The sequence below is a fragment of the Lientehia hominis genome, assembly GCF_021044755.1.
GTDB classification, from domain to species: Bacteria; Bacillota; Clostridia; order Lachnospirales; family Lachnospiraceae; genus Lientehia; species Lientehia hominis.
This window is the reverse complement of the sequence record NZ_JAJNOR010000009.1, coordinates 35,679-54,197: the sequence shown is the minus strand read 5'-3', so window position 1 is coordinate 54,197 and position 18,519 is coordinate 35,679. Positions and strand designations below refer to the sequence as shown.

Annotated in this window: 17 protein-coding genes; 13 read left to right on the top strand and 4 right to left on the bottom strand. The window is 48.2% G+C overall.

Annotation, left to right across the window (positions count from 1 at the left end):
• Positions 1-8 precede the first annotated feature (8 nt).
• On the bottom strand, positions 9-521 hold the full coding sequence (locus tag LQE92_RS12895; protein WP_231063361.1) for a helix-turn-helix domain-containing protein: 513 nt from the start codon (positions 519-521) through the stop codon (positions 9-11).
• A 427-nt stretch (positions 522-948) separates the two neighbouring features.
• Between LQE92_RS12895 and LQE92_RS12890 the strand changes: the two genes are divergently transcribed.
• From LQE92_RS12890 to LQE92_RS12880, 3 genes are all read left to right on the top strand, one after another.
• Complete coding sequence (locus LQE92_RS12890; protein WP_231063360.1) at positions 949-1,239, top strand: helix-turn-helix transcriptional regulator; 291 nt, start codon at positions 949-951, stop codon at positions 1,237-1,239.
• A 163-nt stretch (positions 1,240-1,402) separates the two neighbouring features.
• Positions 1,403-3,820 carry an HAD-IC family P-type ATPase gene (locus tag LQE92_RS12885; protein ID WP_231063359.1) on the top strand — a complete coding sequence of 806 codons (2,418 nt, stop codon included), beginning with the start codon at positions 1,403-1,405 and terminating at the stop codon, positions 3,818-3,820.
• A gap of 79 nt (positions 3,821-3,899) precedes the next feature.
• Positions 3,900-4,346, top strand: a complete 447-nt coding sequence (locus LQE92_RS12880; protein WP_147597170.1) for a MarR family winged helix-turn-helix transcriptional regulator — start codon at positions 3,900-3,902, stop codon at positions 4,344-4,346.
• A gap of 147 nt (positions 4,347-4,493) precedes the next feature.
• Here LQE92_RS12880 and glgB read toward each other — a convergent pair whose 3' ends face one another.
• From glgB to LQE92_RS12865, 3 genes are read right to left on the bottom strand one after another with little or no spacing between them, the layout of a single operon-like run.
• Positions 4,494-6,374: a 1,4-alpha-glucan branching protein GlgB gene (glgB, locus tag LQE92_RS12875; protein WP_231063358.1), complete on the bottom strand. Its 1,881-nt coding sequence runs from the start codon at positions 6,372-6,374 to the stop codon at positions 4,494-4,496.
• A 4-nt stretch (positions 6,375-6,378) separates the two neighbouring features.
• Positions 6,379-7,728, bottom strand: coding sequence for an alpha-amylase family glycosyl hydrolase (locus LQE92_RS12870; protein WP_231063357.1), 1,350 nt, complete (start codon positions 7,726-7,728; stop codon positions 6,379-6,381).
• Positions 7,729-7,765: 37 nt separating this feature from the next.
• The gene (locus LQE92_RS12865) at positions 7,766-8,020 is read right to left on the bottom strand and encodes a YaaL family protein (RefSeq protein WP_231063356.1); all 255 of its coding nucleotides are present in this window, start codon (positions 8,018-8,020) and stop codon (positions 7,766-7,768) included.
• Between the two features lie 162 nt (positions 8,021-8,182).
• Between LQE92_RS12865 and LQE92_RS12860 the strand changes: the two genes are divergently transcribed.
• From LQE92_RS12860 to LQE92_RS14570, 10 genes are all read left to right on the top strand, one after another.
• On the top strand, positions 8,183-8,758 hold the full coding sequence (locus LQE92_RS12860) for a prepilin peptidase (protein ID WP_231063355.1): 576 nt from the start codon (positions 8,183-8,185) through the stop codon (positions 8,756-8,758).
• Positions 8,759-8,827: 69 nt separating this feature from the next.
• Positions 8,828-9,856, top strand: coding sequence for a P-loop NTPase family protein (locus tag LQE92_RS12855; RefSeq protein WP_231063354.1), 1,029 nt, complete (start codon positions 8,828-8,830; stop codon positions 9,854-9,856).
• Between the two features lie 2 nt (positions 9,857-9,858).
• The gene (locus LQE92_RS14745; protein WP_331001300.1) at positions 9,859-11,775 is read left to right on the top strand and encodes an ATPase, T2SS/T4P/T4SS family; all 1,917 of its coding nucleotides are present in this window, start codon (positions 9,859-9,861) and stop codon (positions 11,773-11,775) included.
• A 44-nt stretch (positions 11,776-11,819) separates the two neighbouring features.
• Positions 11,820-13,178: a type II secretion system F family protein gene (locus tag LQE92_RS14575; protein ID WP_231063353.1), complete on the top strand. Its 1,359-nt coding sequence runs from the start codon at positions 11,820-11,822 to the stop codon at positions 13,176-13,178.
• 30 nt (positions 13,179-13,208) lie between these two features.
• Entirely contained in the window at positions 13,209-13,406 is a 198-nt protein-coding gene (locus LQE92_RS12835; RefSeq protein ID WP_147597745.1) for a Flp1 family type IVb pilin, read from the top strand.
• Positions 13,396-15,384, top strand: coding sequence for a DUF5702 domain-containing protein (locus LQE92_RS12830; protein WP_231063352.1), 1,989 nt, complete (start codon positions 13,396-13,398; stop codon positions 15,382-15,384). The genes LQE92_RS12835 and LQE92_RS12830 overlap by 11 nt, the downstream gene beginning before the upstream one ends.
• 282 nt (positions 15,385-15,666) lie before the next feature.
• On the top strand, positions 15,667-16,431 hold the full coding sequence (locus tag LQE92_RS12825) for a hypothetical protein (protein ID WP_231063351.1): 765 nt from the start codon (positions 15,667-15,669) through the stop codon (positions 16,429-16,431).
• Between the two features lie 21 nt (positions 16,432-16,452).
• Positions 16,453-16,854, top strand: a complete 402-nt coding sequence (locus tag LQE92_RS12820) for a prepilin peptidase (protein ID WP_231063350.1) — start codon at positions 16,453-16,455, stop codon at positions 16,852-16,854.
• A gap of 15 nt (positions 16,855-16,869) precedes the next feature.
• Positions 16,870-17,286 carry a hypothetical protein gene (locus LQE92_RS12815; protein WP_231063349.1) on the top strand — a complete coding sequence of 139 codons (417 nt, stop codon included), beginning with the start codon at positions 16,870-16,872 and terminating at the stop codon, positions 17,284-17,286.
• A 15-nt stretch (positions 17,287-17,301) separates the two neighbouring features.
• Complete coding sequence (locus LQE92_RS14570; RefSeq protein WP_231063348.1) at positions 17,302-18,519, top strand: DUF6382 domain-containing protein; 1,218 nt, start codon at positions 17,302-17,304, stop codon at positions 18,517-18,519.

The following is an 18,519-nucleotide window of genomic DNA, read 5'->3' as shown; positions in this document are numbered from 1 at the left end:
TCCTGAAATCACGCAGGCTTCTTCCGTGTCATGAAAATTCCAACGATTGCTCCAATAAGGATAATCGGTGCCAACCTGACAAACAGCCATTCAAATGAATGAAAAGCTACTCCTAAAACGGCGGTTTCGGGGTCATTATAATCCCAGCCCAGGTAAGGACTATTTAATATTATCAAGACCGTAGAAATTGTAACTATTATCATACACAATGAGATAAATAGCCAATGAAGTAGTTTTCTTCTCGCAGTTTTCCTTTGAGCAAATTGTAAGTTTATAATTTCCAGTTTTTCGGAAATCGCTTTTAAGTCATCAACTTTTGACTCGGCAACCGTTTCCCCAAGCAAAGTGCTTACGGGTGTTTCAAGCACTTTCGATATGGAGATTAACATATCAGAATCAGGAACTGACAACCCCTGCTCCCATTTAGAGATTGTTTGCCGCACCACATTCAGCTTGACAGCAAGTTCTTCTTGAGAAAGTCCTTTTGATTTTCTGATTGCTTTCATGTTTTCGTTCAGCATTAAGGATAACCTCTTTTCTTTCAGATGTTGCCGCTATTATATGAGGAACTGCCCGTTGCTGCAAGCAACGCACATTAACATTCAAGATTTATAGAGATTATTATACGATTATTCGATATCGCTTGCAAACAAAAACAGTTCTATTTAACCTTACTGCTGTCCTGATTTGCGGATTTATCTTTAAACATGGAATAGCGTCGGTTTATTGACAAGAGAAAAAACGTTCTTTATAATGGAGTAAGGTATACTTTACGAAACCTTTCCAAATAAACTTGTCTTTGCAATCAAAAACGCTTTGCGGATATCGGATTCTTTTCTGGAATCAGGGATATGGCGCACATCCATAACGGTGTGGCAGGCAGTAAACCGGCAGAACAATTCCGGACTTGCCTATGGGCGGGGGAAGAAGAGTTAGAGGTTGGATTATATGAAAAATAGAGTTAAAGTTCTTCGGGAAGCCAGGGGGCTTACTCAGGAACAGCTGGGAAAGCTGGCAGGAGTCTCCAGACAGGCAGTCAATGCGGTTGAGACAGGGAAATTTGAACCATCAATCTGGCTGGCTTATGACATTGCTCAGGTATTTGGATGTTCCATTGAAGAAATTTTTTTGTTCCATGAGAGTGAAAGGAAATCCAGGGCGGAAAAGAGCAGGAGGGATAAAGATGTCGGTACGGCAGCTTCTGGTGCAGGACGCCGGCATTTTACGAAAACAATGTAGAGAGGCCGCGGAGGCCGACGACCGAATACAGAACTGGCTTTATTGTCATCGACTATGACGGAGGCGGAATGAAGTTTGGTATTTAAGCCGCCTTGCACAACCGGGATATTTAATGATAAAATAGTATCATGTTGCAGAAAATCACAATGGGGGAGGGGCCCATATGGGGCATGAGGACAGGGGAAAAGCACATCTTCAAAAAGTACCGGTGATTTATTCGGAGCCGGACAGAGGATTGACCGATGGGCAGGTAAAGGACAGGAAACAGGCCGGCCTGCAAAATCTTCCGGTGGAAGCGCCCTCTAAAACCACAGGACAGATCATAGTGGGAAATGTGTTTACATTCTTTAATCTGATATTCGCGGTCCTGGCGGTCTGTCTGATTTTGGTGAGGCGCTATAAACAGATGCTGTTTTTGATCGCGGTCGTGGTCAACGCAGTCATCGGCATCATTCAGCAGCTGCGTTCCAAACGGGTGGTAGATCAGCTTTCGCTTCTTTCTGCCTCCAGATTCCATGTGATCAGAGACGGGAAGGAAAGAGAGCTTGCATCCGAAGAATTGGTGCGGGATGACGTGGTGGTATTTAAGGCAGGCTGCCAGATACCGGCGGATGCGGCGGTACTGGACGGGGAAGTCAGGGTCAGCGAAGCACTGATAACCGGGGAAGCGGACGCCGTTTATAAACAGAAGCGATCGGCGCTTAAATCCGGCAGTTTTGTTCTTTCCGGAAAGTGCCGGGCGAGACTGACTCATGTGGGTGAGGATTCCTATGTTTCACGGCTGACGATGGAAGCGAAGAAGAAGGGATTCGGAAAAAAGTCGGAGATGATGGACTCCCTTGACCGGATACTTCATGTCATTGCCGTACTCTTGATCCCTCTTGGACTTTTGCTGTTTTGGAAACAGCACTGGATCATGGAGCTGGATATTCCGCGGGCGGCGGTTGCGGTGATAGCGGCTTTGGTGGGTATGATACCGGAAGGGTTATATCTGCTGACCAGTGTGGCCCTTGCGCTCAGTGTGATGCGTCTCGGGAAGAACCGGACCGTGGTACACGAAATGAGCTGTATTGAGACACTTGCCAGGGTGGACGTGCTGTGTGTGGATAAGACCGGTACTATCACAGAACCCTCCATGAGGGTACATCAGGTTGTTTATCTGGATGAGGAACATTACAGCCAGGCATATGTTACGGAGATGCTGAACGCTTTTTACACGCAGATGGAAGCCGACAACGAGACGGCTATGGCCATGCGGCGATATTTTGGGAAGCAGATACCGTGGGAGGTATCCCGCAAAATTCCATTTCAATCCTCGTCAAAATGGAGCGCCGTTGCTTTTCGGGGGAAGGGCACCTTTGTGGTAGGAGCCCCGGAGGTTTTGCTGAGAGGGAATTTCCCCCAGCTCTCAAAACGTATCGGACGTCATTCCCGCCGGGGAGAACGGATCATTCTTGTGGGGGAGTATCTCGGGCAATTGGATGAAGGCCGCCCGCTGACCGGGACATTCCGCCCCGCCGCATATATCGTCATTGCCAATAATATCAGGGAAAACGCGGCGGAGACCTTTCGTTTTTTCCGGGAACAGGGAGTCATCGTCAAGGTAATATCTGGAGATAACCCGGAGGCGGTCTCTAAGGTCGCACAGCGGGCGGCCATAGCGGGCGCGGAAAATTATATTGATGCCAGGACGCTGGAGACAGAAGAATCCATAGAAAAAGCGGCAGAACGTTATACGGTATTCGGCCGGGTGACACCCGAGCAGAAACGCTCATTTATCAAAGCACTGAAGAAGGCCGGGCATACAGTGGCGATGACCGGGGACGGAGTGAATGATGTGCTCGCCCTAAAGGATGCGGACTGCGGCGTGGCCATGGCTTCCGGCAGTGACGCAGCCTGTCACGCGGCCCATCTGGTTCTGCTGGATTCGGATTTTGCCTCTATGCCGAAGGTAGTGGCGGAAGGAAGAAGAGTAATCAACAACATTGAGCGGGCGGCCGCCTTGTTTCTGGTAAAAAATATTTTTTCTTTTTTAGTGACGATTGTTCTCTTATTTGCTCCGCTCCCTTATCCCCTCACGCCGATACAGCTGACTATGATCAGCGGGTTTACCATCGGAATCCCGTCCTTCTTTCTGGCTTTGGAGCCGAATGAAGGGCTGATAAGGGGAAAATTTATATATAATGTGCTGGCTAAGGCTTTTCCCGGCGGCCTTACTAATGTGTGTGCGGTGCTTACAGTCTCCGTCGCATGTAAGATCATGGGATATCCGGTAGAGGTCATGAATACCATGGCGGGTATTACTGTGGGGTTTGTGGGTATTTTAGTGCTGGCACAGGTCTGCTGTCCCTTTGACGGAAAGAGGTTTGCCATTTGGGCGTCCATGGCTGCTGCCATGGCCCTGAATGTGGTTTTGTTTGGGAAGCTGTATTCCCTGGTCCTTTTAACGTTCTCCCAGCTTCTGGTACTGCTGGTGATAATGGGAGCATCTTATCCGTTTCTAATGCTGATGTCTCGTCTTGTTCCCACGGTGATCACCAGATGGAACGGAAGACGGCAAAAATACCCTCGGACCTTGTGATTTCCCGTAGATTGTGTATAATATAACTAATATACAAGAAGAAAAGGGAAAGGCCGTGAGATGCAGGGAGGCGGACGTCATGGACAGTTACGATACATTTAATCATATATTGGTAAAGCTGTTTAATGATATCATGGATATTGAGCAGAAAGCGATTATCACGGATACGTTTAAGGATATTACCAACAACGATATGCACGTAATTGAAGCGATTGGTATTGGTGCGCCTAAAAACATGTCGTCCATTGCCAAGCAGCTTCGTGTAACAACTGGTACGCTCACGATTTCTATGAACAGCCTGGTAAAAAAGGGATATGTGAAAAGAGAGAGAAGTGAACAGGACCGCCGGGTGGTATACATTATGCTGACAGCTAAAGGAAAGCTGGCATATCGTCATCACGAGGAATTTCACAAGAAAATGACCGAAGCCCTTGTCCGGGACATGGATCCGGAGGAGAGCAGGCTTCTTGTTCGGGCCATGACCAATCTGAAGGAATTTTTCGAAGAATATAAAGAAAAGATATGAACAGCCGTCACAGATGGAAAAATCCATTCTGCGGCGGCTGAAGTTTTTTCTGTCTGATCTGCGGGGCAAGAGGAAATCCGTTTCCATTCAGGCGGCTCATCGGAGCCTGAAAATAACAATTCCAAAAAGAACCATGTATCATATTTTTTAAAATTTGAATATGGCCGTCCCATAGGCCGGCAGAGGATACGCAAAGGAATAATCTCTGTCGTCGCATGGTTTCTTTTGTGAGGTATAAATCGTTTGCTGTTCTTTTCCGAGCAGACCATGTTCATTGTCAAGCAATAGAGTGAATTTCCCCTTTTTCGGTACACCGACCCGATATTCTGGACGGGCGACGGGGGTAAAATTGCAGATGACCAGCATGTTATTTCGGGCAGAAGGGCTTTTCCGCACAAAGCTGAAAATACTCCGTTCCGTGTCATTGCAGTTAATCCATTCGAACCCGCTCCAGTCGTAGTCCACCCCATAAAAAGCAGAATATTTTTTATACAGATGGAGCAGGTCCCGGAAATAGTCCCTGAGCTCCTGGTGGAGCGGTTCGTTCAACAAGAACCAGTCGAGCTCCCTGTCTTCGCTCCATTCTCTCAGCTGCCCGAACTCCTGCCCCATGAAAAGAAGCTTCTTTCCCGGATGTCCTATCATAAATGTATACCCGGCCTTCAGGCTGGCGAATTTATCTGGAAGTTCACCGGGCATTTTGTTCAGCATGGAGCATTTTAAATGTACCACCTCGTCATGAGAGAGCACCAGAATAAAATTTTCACTGCACGCGTAGGTCATGCCGAAGGTCATTTTGCTGTGGTTGTCCTTTCGGAAATAAGGATCAAGCTTCATATATTCCAGAAAATCATGCATCCATCCCATATTCCATTTAAACGTAAAGCCAAGACCGCCGTATTCCGGCGGCTCCGTCACCTGGGGCCATGCCGTGGATTCTTCCGCTATGATCATGCTGCCAGGATTCCGGCGTTTCATGATGCTGTTCAAATGTTTAAAGAATTCAATGGCTTCCAGGTTTTCGTGTCCGCCGTGGATATTCGGGACCCACTGCCCGTTTTGCTTACCGTAATCCAGATAAAGCATTGAGGCGACCGCGTCCACGCGCAGACCATCTACATGAAAGTTTTCTATCCAATAAAGAGCATTTGCAATCAAAAAGTTGGATACTTCATGCCTGCTGTAATCAAAAACTTTCGTGCCCCAGTCAGGATGCTCCCCTTTTCTGGGATCGGAATATTCATAGAGCGGAGCGCCGTCAAAGTTTGCCAGTCCATGGGCATCTTTCGGGAAATGGGCCGGTACCCAGTCCAGAATGACGCCAATGCCTTTTTTGTGGAGATAGTCGATGAAGTATTTGAAGTCCTCCGGTGTCCCGTAGCGGGAAGTGGGGGCATAATAACCGGTCACCTGATATCCCCAAGAGCCGTCGAAGGGATATTCTAAAAGTCCCATGATCTCCACATGGGTGTACCCCATATCCTTTATGTATTCTGCCAGCTCCCTGGCCAGCTCTCTATAAGAAAGAAAGCTTTCACCGTGCCTCCTCCAGGAGCCGAGATGAATCTCGTAAATGGAAAGAGGTCCAAGAGTGGGAAGACTGTTTTTCCGCTTTTCCATCCAGCGGCTGTCGGTCCATTTATAATCTGTACAGCCGCAGATTCGGGAGGCTGTACCGGGACGAAGCTCTGCTTGAAAGGCGTAGGGATCAGCCTTGTAGAGAAGCTCTCCTGTTTGTGTGGTAATGACATATTTGTAAAGCTCTCCCGGCTTTGCCGAATCGGTAAAAAGTTCATAGATCCCAGACGAGCCTATGGGAGTCATGATATGCTCGTCGGGGGCCCAGCCGTTGAATTCCCCGGATACGGCCACGGAAACGGCATGCGGGGCCCAGACCGCGAAATAGACGCCTTTTTTGCCGCGGCGGGTCATCGGATGTGCTCCGAGTTTTTCGTAGATATTATAATTAGTGCCTTCTCCGAACAGATAACAGTCGGTCTCTGTGATGAACCCCGTTGTGTTCCCCATAAATTTACCCCACAATTTCTAATATTTTGCTTTCACAGCCAGCCAGATGAAGACTGAGGTGATTGTTTTCAATCAACAAATTCTCACCTGTCTGCAAATCGACGGTCCGGCTTCCTTCCATGGGAAGAGAGAAAGACAGATCGGCGTCACCGTCATCGATATTGACGGCGGTGATAATATGCTCATTTTCTGATGAACGGCAGAAAGCATACTGCCGGTTGGTCAGAAACAGTTCTCTGTATGTTCCAGTACACAAGGCAGGATGGGCTTTGTGTATGCGGGCCAGCCTTGCGATGCAGTCTGTCAGCCCCGTATGGTATTCCGGGAACTGGTCCGGCGATATGGCGGGACGAAGCATGTCGTCGCAATATGGAGTACGCGCTCCATCGATTCCCCATTCCGAACCGTAGTAAATGGAGGGGATCCCAGGCAGAGTAAATAACATGGTGTAAACAGTGGTGATGTGATTCTTGTTTTTGAGTTTGCTCATAATCCGGTCCTCATCGTGATTGTCCACGAAGGTGTACAGATTGATATTCCGGTAGATACCGCCGTTTTGTTGGGACTGGCGCCGGATGGTATGAGCGATTTCGAAACAGTTATAATCATTATGACCGGAATAAAGCCCCTTGTGGAGTTCATAATTAGTCACAGAATGAAGCATGGATTCATTGGCCCAGCGGCTGTAGTCGCCGTGGATGACTTCTCCCATGAGCCAGAATTCCGGCTTCAGCCGGTCGCAGTGGGACCGAAGCGCTTTCATAAAATCAAAATCCAGGACATTGGCACAGTCCAGACGGATACCGTCGATATCAAATTCCTGTACCCAGAATGAGACTGCATCAAGGAGGTAATCCCGCACCGAGGGGTTTCTCAGATTGAGGGCGGCCAGTTCATAATGCCCTTGCCACGCTTCATAAGTGAAGGAATCTCCCAGAGGGCTGCTTTGCCAAAAGTTCACATTTTTATACCAGTCTCTGTAAGGAGAACCGTCTCGTTTTTTTTGAATGTCCCTAAAGGCAAAAAACTCTCGGCCTGTGTGGTTGAAGACGCTGTCCACTACCACACGGATGCCGGACTCATGGCACAGGCTCACAAATTTCCGGAAGTCCTCGTTGGTCCCGAGACGCCTGTCCACCAGGCGGAAATCCCGGGTATCATAGCCATGGGTGGTGGATTCAAATAGAGGGCCGATGTAGATGGCCGAAGCCCCCAATTCTTTGATATGGGGAATCCACGCATCCAGCTGTCCAAAGCGCCCCTCAGTCTGCTCTTCTCTATTTTCTTTTGGTGCGCCGGTCATCCCCAGCGGATACATGTGGTAAAAGACACTGTTGTCATACCAGGCTGACATAGTTACCTCCCGTTCTTTCTGACATGATTTCATTTTATCAATTGCAGGAAGTAAGGTCAAGATACTTTGCCTGTTTTAGCAGAAACTGATAGCGGATCTGGGCGGCTTTCAGAGTATAGCTGTAATAATCGATCAATACGGGGTCCGTCACATGATTGAAATTATCCAGGGCGTAGTCCAGGGAATCTTTGGTCCGGCGGATATCTTCCCGGAGCTCATCGGGTGATATGGAAAAAGCCGGGTTCTCCGGGGCACCTCCGGACCGGTTTTGGCGTGCTGATTGTTTTCTCATGGCAGTCACTCCTTTCATCCCCAAGTATGCCAAATTCTGGAGAAAATTATACTTGACAAATCTTTTTTTATCATGCATAATCAAAATCACCAATTCAAACCAGCCCGTTTTCAGGGCGAATATCCCAAGTAGATTAATTGAATAATGGAATGGAGGATGCCGGTGAAGTGGCTGCTATTTATAGTCTGCGGCCTGGCGGCGCTGTCGGATACTATAGAGCGCCGTATACCAAATTTCTGGCTGATGGCCTGGTTCCTGACCGGGATGCTCCTTTCTGGGACAGCATGGCCTGACTTTTGCTCCCCGGAGGCATTTCTTTGCCGAATTCCTTCTTTAGGCAGGATAGCGGCGCGGGCAGGCTCAGAAGCCGGAATTCTGTGTTATTTGTTCCGGGCTGCCGCGGTGTTTCTGATACTTCATCCCTTGTGGAAACTTCGTGTGATAGGTGCAGGAGACGTTAAACTATGCTGTATCATGGGAGCTTGGATGGGAACAGCGGCGTTTGCCGGATGTTTCTTTTGCAGCCTGATCTCAGGAGGAGCCATGGCGTTTCTGCAAATGGTTCGATACCACATCATATTTCAAAGATTTTCTTATTTTCTGGCCTGGTTCAGGCGATGTATCTCCCAAAATCAATGGATTGTTTATCTTAAACCGGAGGAAGCGGATAAAAGAAATACTATACCGTTTTCAGCCGCCCTATTGCTGGGCTATACTTTGTGGATGATGATTTCCTGACGATTCAGATAAGGAGGAGCCAGCAGCAGACAGAACGCGAAACGCTGCAAAGCAGAGAGGAGGAATAATATGGGCGGACACCGCAGGCGATTTGGAATATACGACAGAGAAGCGGAGTACGCAAGAAGACTCGGCAGTTATTTACGCAGACGCTGCGAGGATATGCTGGAGATCAAAATTTTTACCAGATTGGAGACGCTTGAAAGCTGTCTTGCGGACGAGGGGCTTGATATGGCTCTGGTGGGGCTGGAAGCGGCAGAGCTGTGTCGGAATTGCCGGGACCTATGGTTCGCCGTATTGACGGAGAAAGGAGGCGGAAATGGTTTTTCAGACGATGGAACAAATGTTCCACAGATAGACAAATACCAATCGGCAGAGCAGATCTGGAAACGGATTCTGGATTTGGAAGGAGGTCTGATCATGGAGGGAAAACGTGACCAGGCCGATGGAAATACGGTTTCCTTTTTGGGCGTCTGTTCGCCGGTACATGGCTGTGGAAAGACTTCTTTGGGACTGATTATGAGCCGGATTCTGGCAGAGCAGAAAAAAGTGCTGTTCCTTACGCTGGACGAGTTTTCAAGCCTGCCTTTTCTGGTTGGAGAGGAAAGGCAAGAGGAGGCAGAGCTGTCGGAGCTTTTTTATTATTACAGCCAAAAAGAATTGACAGGCGCCAGGATCCAGGCCGCTGCCGGCCGATGGGGACAGGCGGAATATATTTTTCCGGTCAAGATTCCGGAGGATCTGTACCAGGATAAAATGCCATTTGAAACCGGATTTTTTCTGGAGCTGGCACAACTGGGAGGGTATGAGCTGGCAGTATTGGATATGGGAGAACATGCTTATGGAAAGGAACATTTGATGAGACTATGCAGCCGGCTGTTTGTTCCGGGGCGGGAATCGCCGGCGGATGAGATGAGGATCAGCATGTTTCTGGAATGGCTCCAGGAGAGAGGAGCGGGAGAGCACGCCGTCCGGTGCCGGGTTCCGGCCGGGCCGGAAGAGATTAGGAGATATAGTCTTATAAAAGCTTTTTATGGCCAGATGGGGAGCTATGTCAGGGAGCTGCTTGACAGATATGGATACGGCCAGGGGGTGTAGGGATGAAGAGTGAATCACAGACAGAGCAGCAGCTGCGTAAACGTCTGCTGGACCGCCTGGAACGAGAGGGACAGGTGGAAGACAGCCGTCTTTTGGAGTTCATCGATGAGGAAATCGTCGCAGAGAGCAGAAGGAATAAGATTCCGCTGGATCAAAGGATTCCCCTGCGTGTTCACTTATTTAACAGTCTGAGACGTCTGGACGTACTTCAGGAGTTTCTGGAGGACGAAAGTGTTACAGAGATCATGGTGAACGGAGCAGACAGCATCTTTCTGGAACGGCAGGGAGTGTTAGTGGAAAGTGATAAAAAGTTTTCTTCCCAGGAAAAGCTGGAGGATGTCATACAGCAGATTGTATCCCGGGTCAATCGGACTGTCAATGAAGCCAATCCCGTTGTGGATGCCCGACTGGAGGACGGATCCCGGGTCAATGTCGTACTGCGGTCCGCCGCCTTGAACGGTCCGGCGGTGACGATTCGGAAATTTGGAAAGAAATGCTTCTCTTTGGACCATCTGGTGTCGGTCGGGACGATGACACAGGAGGCGGCAGACTTTTTAAAAGACAGTGTCCGGGACAGAAAGAATATATTTGTCTCAGGAGGTACGGGAAGCGGAAAAACTACGCTTTTAAACGCCTTGTCCGCTTGGATTCCCAGCGATGAGCGGATAATCACCATAGAGGATTCGGCGGAACTGCAGATTCAAAATGTGAAAAACATGGTCCGGCTGGAGGCCAGAAGAGCCAGCGGAGAAGGGGAGAAGGAAATCACCATACGGGATCTGATAAAGACGGCTTTGAGAATGCGGCCAAGCCGCATTATCGTGGGGGAGGTTCGGGATGGGGCCTGCCTGGACATGCTCCAGGCTATGAACACCGGACATGACGGATCGCTTTCCACAGGTCATGGGCGTTCTGCCAGGGATATGATGGCCAGGCTGGAGACCATGGCTATGATGGGAGGTGATCTGCCGCTTGCTGCCATACGGGAACAGATTGCTTCTGCCATCGATATCATGGTCCATCTAATGCGCAGACGTGACGGGAGCCGGGAAGTGGAGACTATTTTGGAGGTGAATGGATATGAACAGAGCAAAGGAGAATATCGTCTCAACGTCCTTTATGAACGCAGACGTCCAGAAGGGGAGCTGGTTTCCACCGGCAGTGAACTATGTGGAAAACCGGGAAAAAAGATTAAAAGGCCAAAATGGAAATTTCCCGGAATCTTGAATTGTGTAAAGGGCTTTGGACTGACCGGTATTTTCTCCTATCTGTTCTACAGAAGCAGGGTTGCTTTTTTACTCATGATGCCCCTGGCTTTTTATTTGGCAGACCGGATGGAAAAGCGCGATAAAGAAAAAAGGGAACAGAAACGGAGCAGTCAGTTCCGAGACGGCATTTTGGCTTTGTCCGCTTCATTGAGAGCCGGCCATTCCGCAGAAAATGCGTTTCGGGACGCGGTATCAGAGCTTTCTTTGCTGTATGGAAAAGAAGAAAGAATGACGAAAGAGTTTGAAAGGGTGATTGTGCGAACGGAAATGAATGTGCCTTTGGAACAGGCAGTGGAGGAGATGGCGTCTCGATGCGGGATCCAGGATATTCAAAACTTTGCGGAGGTATTTACTTCTGCCAGGCGGACAGGAGGAAAACTGGAGAAGATCATCCAGGAGGCGGTCCAGACCATAAGCGGGAGAATGGAGGTGCGTGAGGAGATTTATACAATGCTGAGAGGCAGGCAGTATGAGCAGAGGGTGATGAAAGCCGTACCTGTTCTGCTGCTCATTTATATGGACGTAACTTCTCCCGGGTTTTTTTCTATCCTGTATGATACAGGGTTTGGGAAATTGATCATGACAGGATGCTTCGTCCTTTATCTGGCCGCCTGGCTGCTGGCTGACAGGATTTCCGATATCAAAGTCTAATCATCTGCAAAAATCCTCAGAAATAAAGAGAAAGGAGTCAGAGAGTGAGGAAGATAGGCCTCTTTATTGTGGACAAATACCGTTTACTTAGAAAAAGCCGTGGAAAACCGGCAGTTCCGGCGGAACGTATCCGAAGATGCCGTCAGCTGTATCCGGCTTCCGACCCTGAAAGATGTCTCAGGGAGCAGGACGGCAGGCAGATATCACAGATTGGGCTTCTCATAATTGCTGGATTTCTCTTGTATTTGGGGGCGGCTTTGATAAAACAGCCGCCGGAGCCGGTATATGATCTCACAAGGCCAGAAGCAGGAAAGGGGCCGGCAGTTTACCAGATGGAGGTACAGGGAGGAAAGGGGGTGCGCTTGCCGGTGGAGATCACGGTGGAAGAAAAGGTCTGCACGGAACAAGAGATGGAAGGGAAGTTTAAAGAAGCTTATGAGGAGATATGCGAAACCATGCTGGGAGAGAATGACTCTTTGGAACAGGTGAAAACTGCTTTGACATTACCGGAAAAGGCGCTGAATGGTCTGATCAAGGCAGACTGGACTTCAGAGACGCGGGAGCTTTTGGATGACTGGGGGCAGATCGTGAAGACGCAGGACGAAATAGCAGAAACGGGAGAAGAGGGAAAGTACCGGCTGGCCCTCTCATACGGGGAACTGGTCAGTGAATATGATGTTTTTCTGATGGTGTATCCAATGGAGAAGACGGAGGAGGAAAGGTTTCTGGAAGGACTGAAAGCAGAGATCAGGCAGATGATGAAGTCGGCCAGAAGTGACGAGAATGTGGAACTTCCCATTGCGTATGGGGGAGAAACACTTGAATGGTACTCACAGGAAGGCAGAGAACAGAATTATGTCGTTATGTTTTTTCCCGTGGCAGCTGTGATACTTTTGATCGCGGGAAAAAAACAGAGGCAGAAAGAGAAGCTTCGTGCCAGGGAAAGAGAAATGCTTTTAGATTATCCAGAACTGGTTTCCAAATTTACGGTACTGGTGCAGGCGGGTATGACGACAAGAAATGTTTGGGAAAGGATGGTAAGGGAGTACGAAGGAAAAAAGGATAAAGGACAGAAGTCCCGCTATGCGTACGAGGAAATGAGGATTACCTGGAACCAGATGAAAAACGGGGTTTATGAAAGCGCCGCCTATGAAGAGTTTGGAAGGAGGTGCGGCCTGCATTCTTACTTGAAGTTTGGAGCTTTACTGGAGCAAAATCTGCGTCAGGGTACGACCGGATTGGCGGTAAGATTAAAGAAAGAAGCGGAGGAGGCCTTTGAGAACAGAAAAAACGTGGCCAGAAGGCTGGGAGAGGAAGCGGAAACAAAGATGATGCTTCCGATGTTCATGATGTTGTTTGTGGTATTGACCGTGATCATGGTTCCTGCATTTTTATCTTTTTAAATGGAGCGGGAAGAGAAAGGAGCTGGCAGTATGAAGAGAATCCGACAAGCGGAATATGACCCGGAACCGAGGGATTTTTGGAATGAAGAAACAGCGATCGGAGTGGTAGAGATCATATTGATCTTGGTGGTGCTGATTTCTCTGGTATTAATTTTTAAAAAACAATTGACTTCATTGGTGAAAAGTATTTTTTCTGAGGTGAATGATAAGGCGGAAAATGTATACTAAAAAACGGATAAGAAAATGGGAGAACAGAGGGTATCAAGGAAGTCTGACCGTGTTTTTTGCCCTTATCCTGACAGTCTTGACCGCCATAGTCTGTACATCACTGGAGTCGGCCCGGTATTCTGCCCTTTCTTATTTCACCGCTCAGGCGCAGGAGTCAGCCCTGGAATCTGTCTTTGCCGGATATTACCGGCCCTTATGGGAAAAGTATCATATGTTTTTTGTGGCGGATAGTCCCGGTCTTATTCCTGCGATGGAAGACTATCTTTCCTACTATGAAGAAACGGGAAATGGCGCTGTAAAAAGCAGAACGGATCTGTATGGATTCCGCTCTGAGGGATCGCAGGCCGTGGAGATCGTAACAGTGATGGATGACGGCGGAGCCCCCTTTTTTGAGGAAATCGGCGAGGACATGAAAAAGCATGGTGCTGAAAAGATGATATCTTCATTGACTGGAAAAGATAAATTGGCAGAGGAAGCAGAAACGGTTTCTTCTTACATGGAACAGCTGTCTGAATATGGAACGGCCGTCACAGAAATTGAAGAGAGCTTTGCTCTCATGGACGAGCAGGGAAGAAAATTGAAAGAACAGTATGATTCTTTATATAAGGCCATGGAACTTAAGGAATGGCCGGAAACCATGGGAAGTGAAATGACAGATAAAGCCGCATCTTGTGCGGCAGAAGCTTTGAGAATATCCGGTCGAGAATATGAAAAGATTATGACATTTACAGAACAGCTGAAAAAGGGCGTAGAGCTGGAGGAGGCCCGGCTGCTGGAAGAACAGGAAAAGGTCAGCGAGACAGCGTATGAGATTATGGAAGAGGGAATCAGGAATCTGTCAGAGTACACGGAAGAGGAAGGGAGCAGAAGAAAGGCCGCGGATTCTCTGAAAGAGCTGCTAGAAAAACAGGCCGGCGGGCTTTTGAATATCAAGCCTTGGGAAAACGGAGAGATTACAGATGCGTTTTCAGAAGCGGTGAAACAAGGAAAGGAATCCATGAAAGATCTGCCTTATGAAAAAGGACAGGACGAAAAAAGAGAGGAAAGCTCCCTTTTAAAGGCGGTGAAGGATTGGAAGGACCAGGGAGTCCTTGCACTTGTCCTGGATGATACAGGGACGGTTTCAGAGGCGTATTTAAAAGAAGGCACCTATCCTTCGGGGCTTGGCAGTTCCAAAGGGCAGTCTCCGGACGGTGCCATGGAAACGGCGATTAAGAAGGGAACAGCGGCTTTGTATATGACGGAGCATTTCGGGACCTTTAGAAAAACAGAGGAAGACACGGTGTTGTCTTACGAAATGGAATATATCATTGGTAAATATAATAATGACAAAGAGAACCTCACGGCGGCAGTGGAAAAACTGATAGGACTGAGGTCGGGGATGAACTTCATGTATCTTTTACAGGATAAAGAAAAGAGCCTGGAGGCTGAGGCCCTGGCTGCAGCGTTGGTCGGCTTTACCGGAATCTATCCGCTGATCCGGCTGACCGCGAAACTTCTGCTCGCGGCATGGGCCTTGGCAGAAGCGGTTAATGATGTAAGGAGGCTGATAAAAGGCGATGAGGTCCCGCTTCTAAAGAGCAGCTCGGACTGGAACCTGTCTTTGACCGGCGCAGAGGAAAGCCTGAAAGCAGAAGGAAAGACAATCCAGAACCGTACACAAGAGGAGAGAACCGGAGGGCAGCAGGATTTTTGGATCTATGAGAGATATCTTCAGATTTTGTTCCTGCTGGGGGAAACAGAAAGACAGGGTTTTCGCGCCATGGATTTGATGGAAGCGAATTTCAGACAGAAGGATCCCGGATTTTTTATGGAAAACTGCGTTTATCATGTATCGGTTGAGACTACATTTCAGGCAGAGGCCAGGTTTTCTCAGATTCCGTTTATGAAAAGAGACGGTGCTTCGGCCGGAAAATACAGATTCCGGAAACTGGCGGCATACGGATATCAAAACCCGCGGTCTGCCGGGGAAAAATAAATTGAAATAAAGCAGGAAACAGAAATCTGCCGCGAAAGGAGGTGGAGACAGGTGCCCTTTTCCTTAAGGCATATCATCCAACAAGTAATCAGGAACTCTCATTTTCAAACTCTAGCTTTCGCTCCCAATAATTTGCCCCTGAGAGCGGAGCTCCAAAAACCTCTCCAAGTACAATGTAAGCCAAGTCAAAAACCAAGAAAACAGAATATAGAATTAAACAAATGTCTGCGGAAGAGGGCATCTGCCTCCGCCTCACAAAAAAGCTTTATGGGAAGTCTGACGGTGGAAGCGTCTTTTGCGATGAGTCTTTTTTTGCTGACCATATGTCTGCTGTTTTACTTTTTTCACCTGATGGAGTTTCAGATAGAGCTGCAGTTTGCTATGGAGGAGACGGTGAGAGCAGAAGCAATCAGTCAAACGAGTTCTTTTCTGGAAAAGGGAAGCTTTTGGGGCCAGATAGAAAAGGAAGTTACAAAGACGACAAAAGGTCTGAGAATCAGTCCAGGAAGCCTGAAGGTGGTTTACAATGCTGAAGGCGCTTTGCCGTCAGAAGAGGACTTTCTGAATGTTTCTGTTTATTATCAGGCGGGACCGGAGCTTTTGCTGTTTGGCCCGCTGAAAGGGACTTATGCGCAGAGATGCCGGAGAAGATGCTGGACTGGTCAGTCGTCTGTGGTACAGGATAGTACAGAATATGATGAGACGGAGGAATACGTTTATATTACACAGAATGGAACAGTCTATCACAGGAAACGGGAGTGTACATACTTGAAACTCTCGATCAGATCGGTGGCCGGAAACTCTGTGAGCGGCCTCAGAAATGAGGAGGGAAGTAAATACCGCCCGTGTGAAAGATGTATGAAAGACGCTTTGATGACGGGGACGGTGTATATCACGGATACCGGAAACCGATATCACAGGACAAGAAACTGCAGTGGACTGAACCGCTGGATCATGAAGGTTCCGCTGTCGCAGGTGGGAGGAAAAGGACCTTGCAGCCGGTGCGGGGCAAATACCTCCAAGTTAGAAAACAGCAAAAATATATGAAGAATGGAGGCGGACAGAACCATGTTTCTTGTTATCTTTTTGGGAGCGTGTACCTATTGGGACTGCCGTTATCGGAAAATACCAATCCTGCTGCTGGCTGCGGGAATAGTTCTGGGTACAGGGATCTGGATGACGCGGGAGGGGCTCGGATGGAGGACTTTGCTGAATGTGATTCCGGGAGTTCTTCTGAGCTTGACTGCTTGGCTGCTTCCAGGCCAGATCGGTATGGGGGACGGATGGATGATAGCGGCAGCGGGGGCAGCATATGGGTGGAAAGAAAGTATACTGCTTTTGGAAGGCGGACTGCTTCTTATGTTCCCGGCAGCTTTTTTCTTTGTGATGATCAAAAGGAAAAAGGATCACACGCTGCCATTTGCGCCATTCATGTTGGGAGGGTACATATGTCAAATGCTGTTTTTCTAAGGACGGGGTAAGGAAATGAATGGTGGTAAATGGCTGATCAACGGGAAGATAAAAGGGGGATATACGGTGGAGGCGGCGTTCTTGCTCCCGCTGGGATTTGCGCTGATACTCCTGGTGGTATCCTATAGTTTTATTCTCCGTGATAAGGTTGCTATATGCGCTGGAATACATGAAGTGGCGGAACGGGAGGCATTTCAAAAGACAGGAAACGGTTGGAAGAAGACAGAGTATCTGGCGGCCCTGTCGTCTCCGGATATTCCAATCCGAATCAGTAAAGGAAAGTCGACGGTCACGGTAAAATGCGGCGGAACCCCCCGGTTTTTGTCACGGCTCATTCAATCCCTTTTCTTTCTCAGAGAGCCTTATCTCGAGAAATGGGAAGAAGCCGGATTGATATATGGGGAACAGATGATCAGAGACTTTGGATTTTAAAAGAGGTGCGGATGAGTGGAAGCGTTTTACAAAAGGGAACAGGGCCATAATTATATTATGTTTCAGGTGAAACCGAAACAGGCAGGAGCTGCATCTGTATCCTGCGGAGGTGGGAAACGAGAGTATTGGGATTCTCAAATAGAGATGGTCCGGAGAAATAGGATTTCCGGTTTGGCACAGCTGAGTATACAATGGGAAGATAATAAGATGTATTACGGGTACGATATTACTGGAATGCAGCCTGTCTCCAGAATGATGGAGATACGATATATGACAGGAGATGAAATAAAAGAATTTCTGCAGCAGCTGACAGATGTGATCTTAAGGCTGGAACAATTCCTGCTTGACCGGGACGACCTTGTTTTAGAACCAGAATATATTTATGTGCGGCTGGAAGGGCCACTGTATTTTTTCTTTATTTGTCCGGGACAGGAAGGAGGATATAGAGAACACATGAAACGGCTGTCTCAATATTTGCTGGAAAAGGCAGACGAAGAGGACGCAGAGTCAGCAGGGCTGGTTTTCCGGTTATATCGTTTGTGCGCTTCGGGAGAGGCAGAACCAGAAACACTGTCAGCTTGTCTGAATGAGAACAAGATTAGACATCAGGTGGAAAAAACCGCGGGCAGAGAAGGAAACGGCTGGCGGGAGGATACAAAGAGAGGAGGAGAAGCGGAAGGGGAAGAGCAGATTGATGATATGCTGTCAGGAGAAAAGAAAGATAAAATAAGATACCATACGGGTATCAGAAGTATTTTACAAAAGATTTTTCGCCGGCCTCCGGATGGGTTGGAAACTATGTGGGATGAACAGGAACCGGATAACGGGAGACTTTTAATCAGAAACGGAGGAGAGCAGATACAAAGCTTTACGGAAGAACGCCCAACAGAGGTATTGTATGTGGAGGAAGATACAATGCTGTCACCGACCCTCTTCTGTCAGGAAAGCCAGGAGGCAGTTCCGCTGACACATTTTCCATTTCTGATAGGGACACAGGAGAACTGGGTTCATTATAATCCTGGATTTCATGGTGTCAGCCGGCTGCATCTCAGGCTGGAGAAGAAAGACGGAATGTACTGGATAATGGATCTGAATTCTACAAACGGAACGAAGTTGAATGGCAGTCCGCTTTTACCGAATGAAGAAAAGCGGATACGTCATGGCGATCATATCTGGATCGCGGGGCTTACGTATGAATTCATGGAGTTTGACAGAAAAGAGAAATCATGTTAA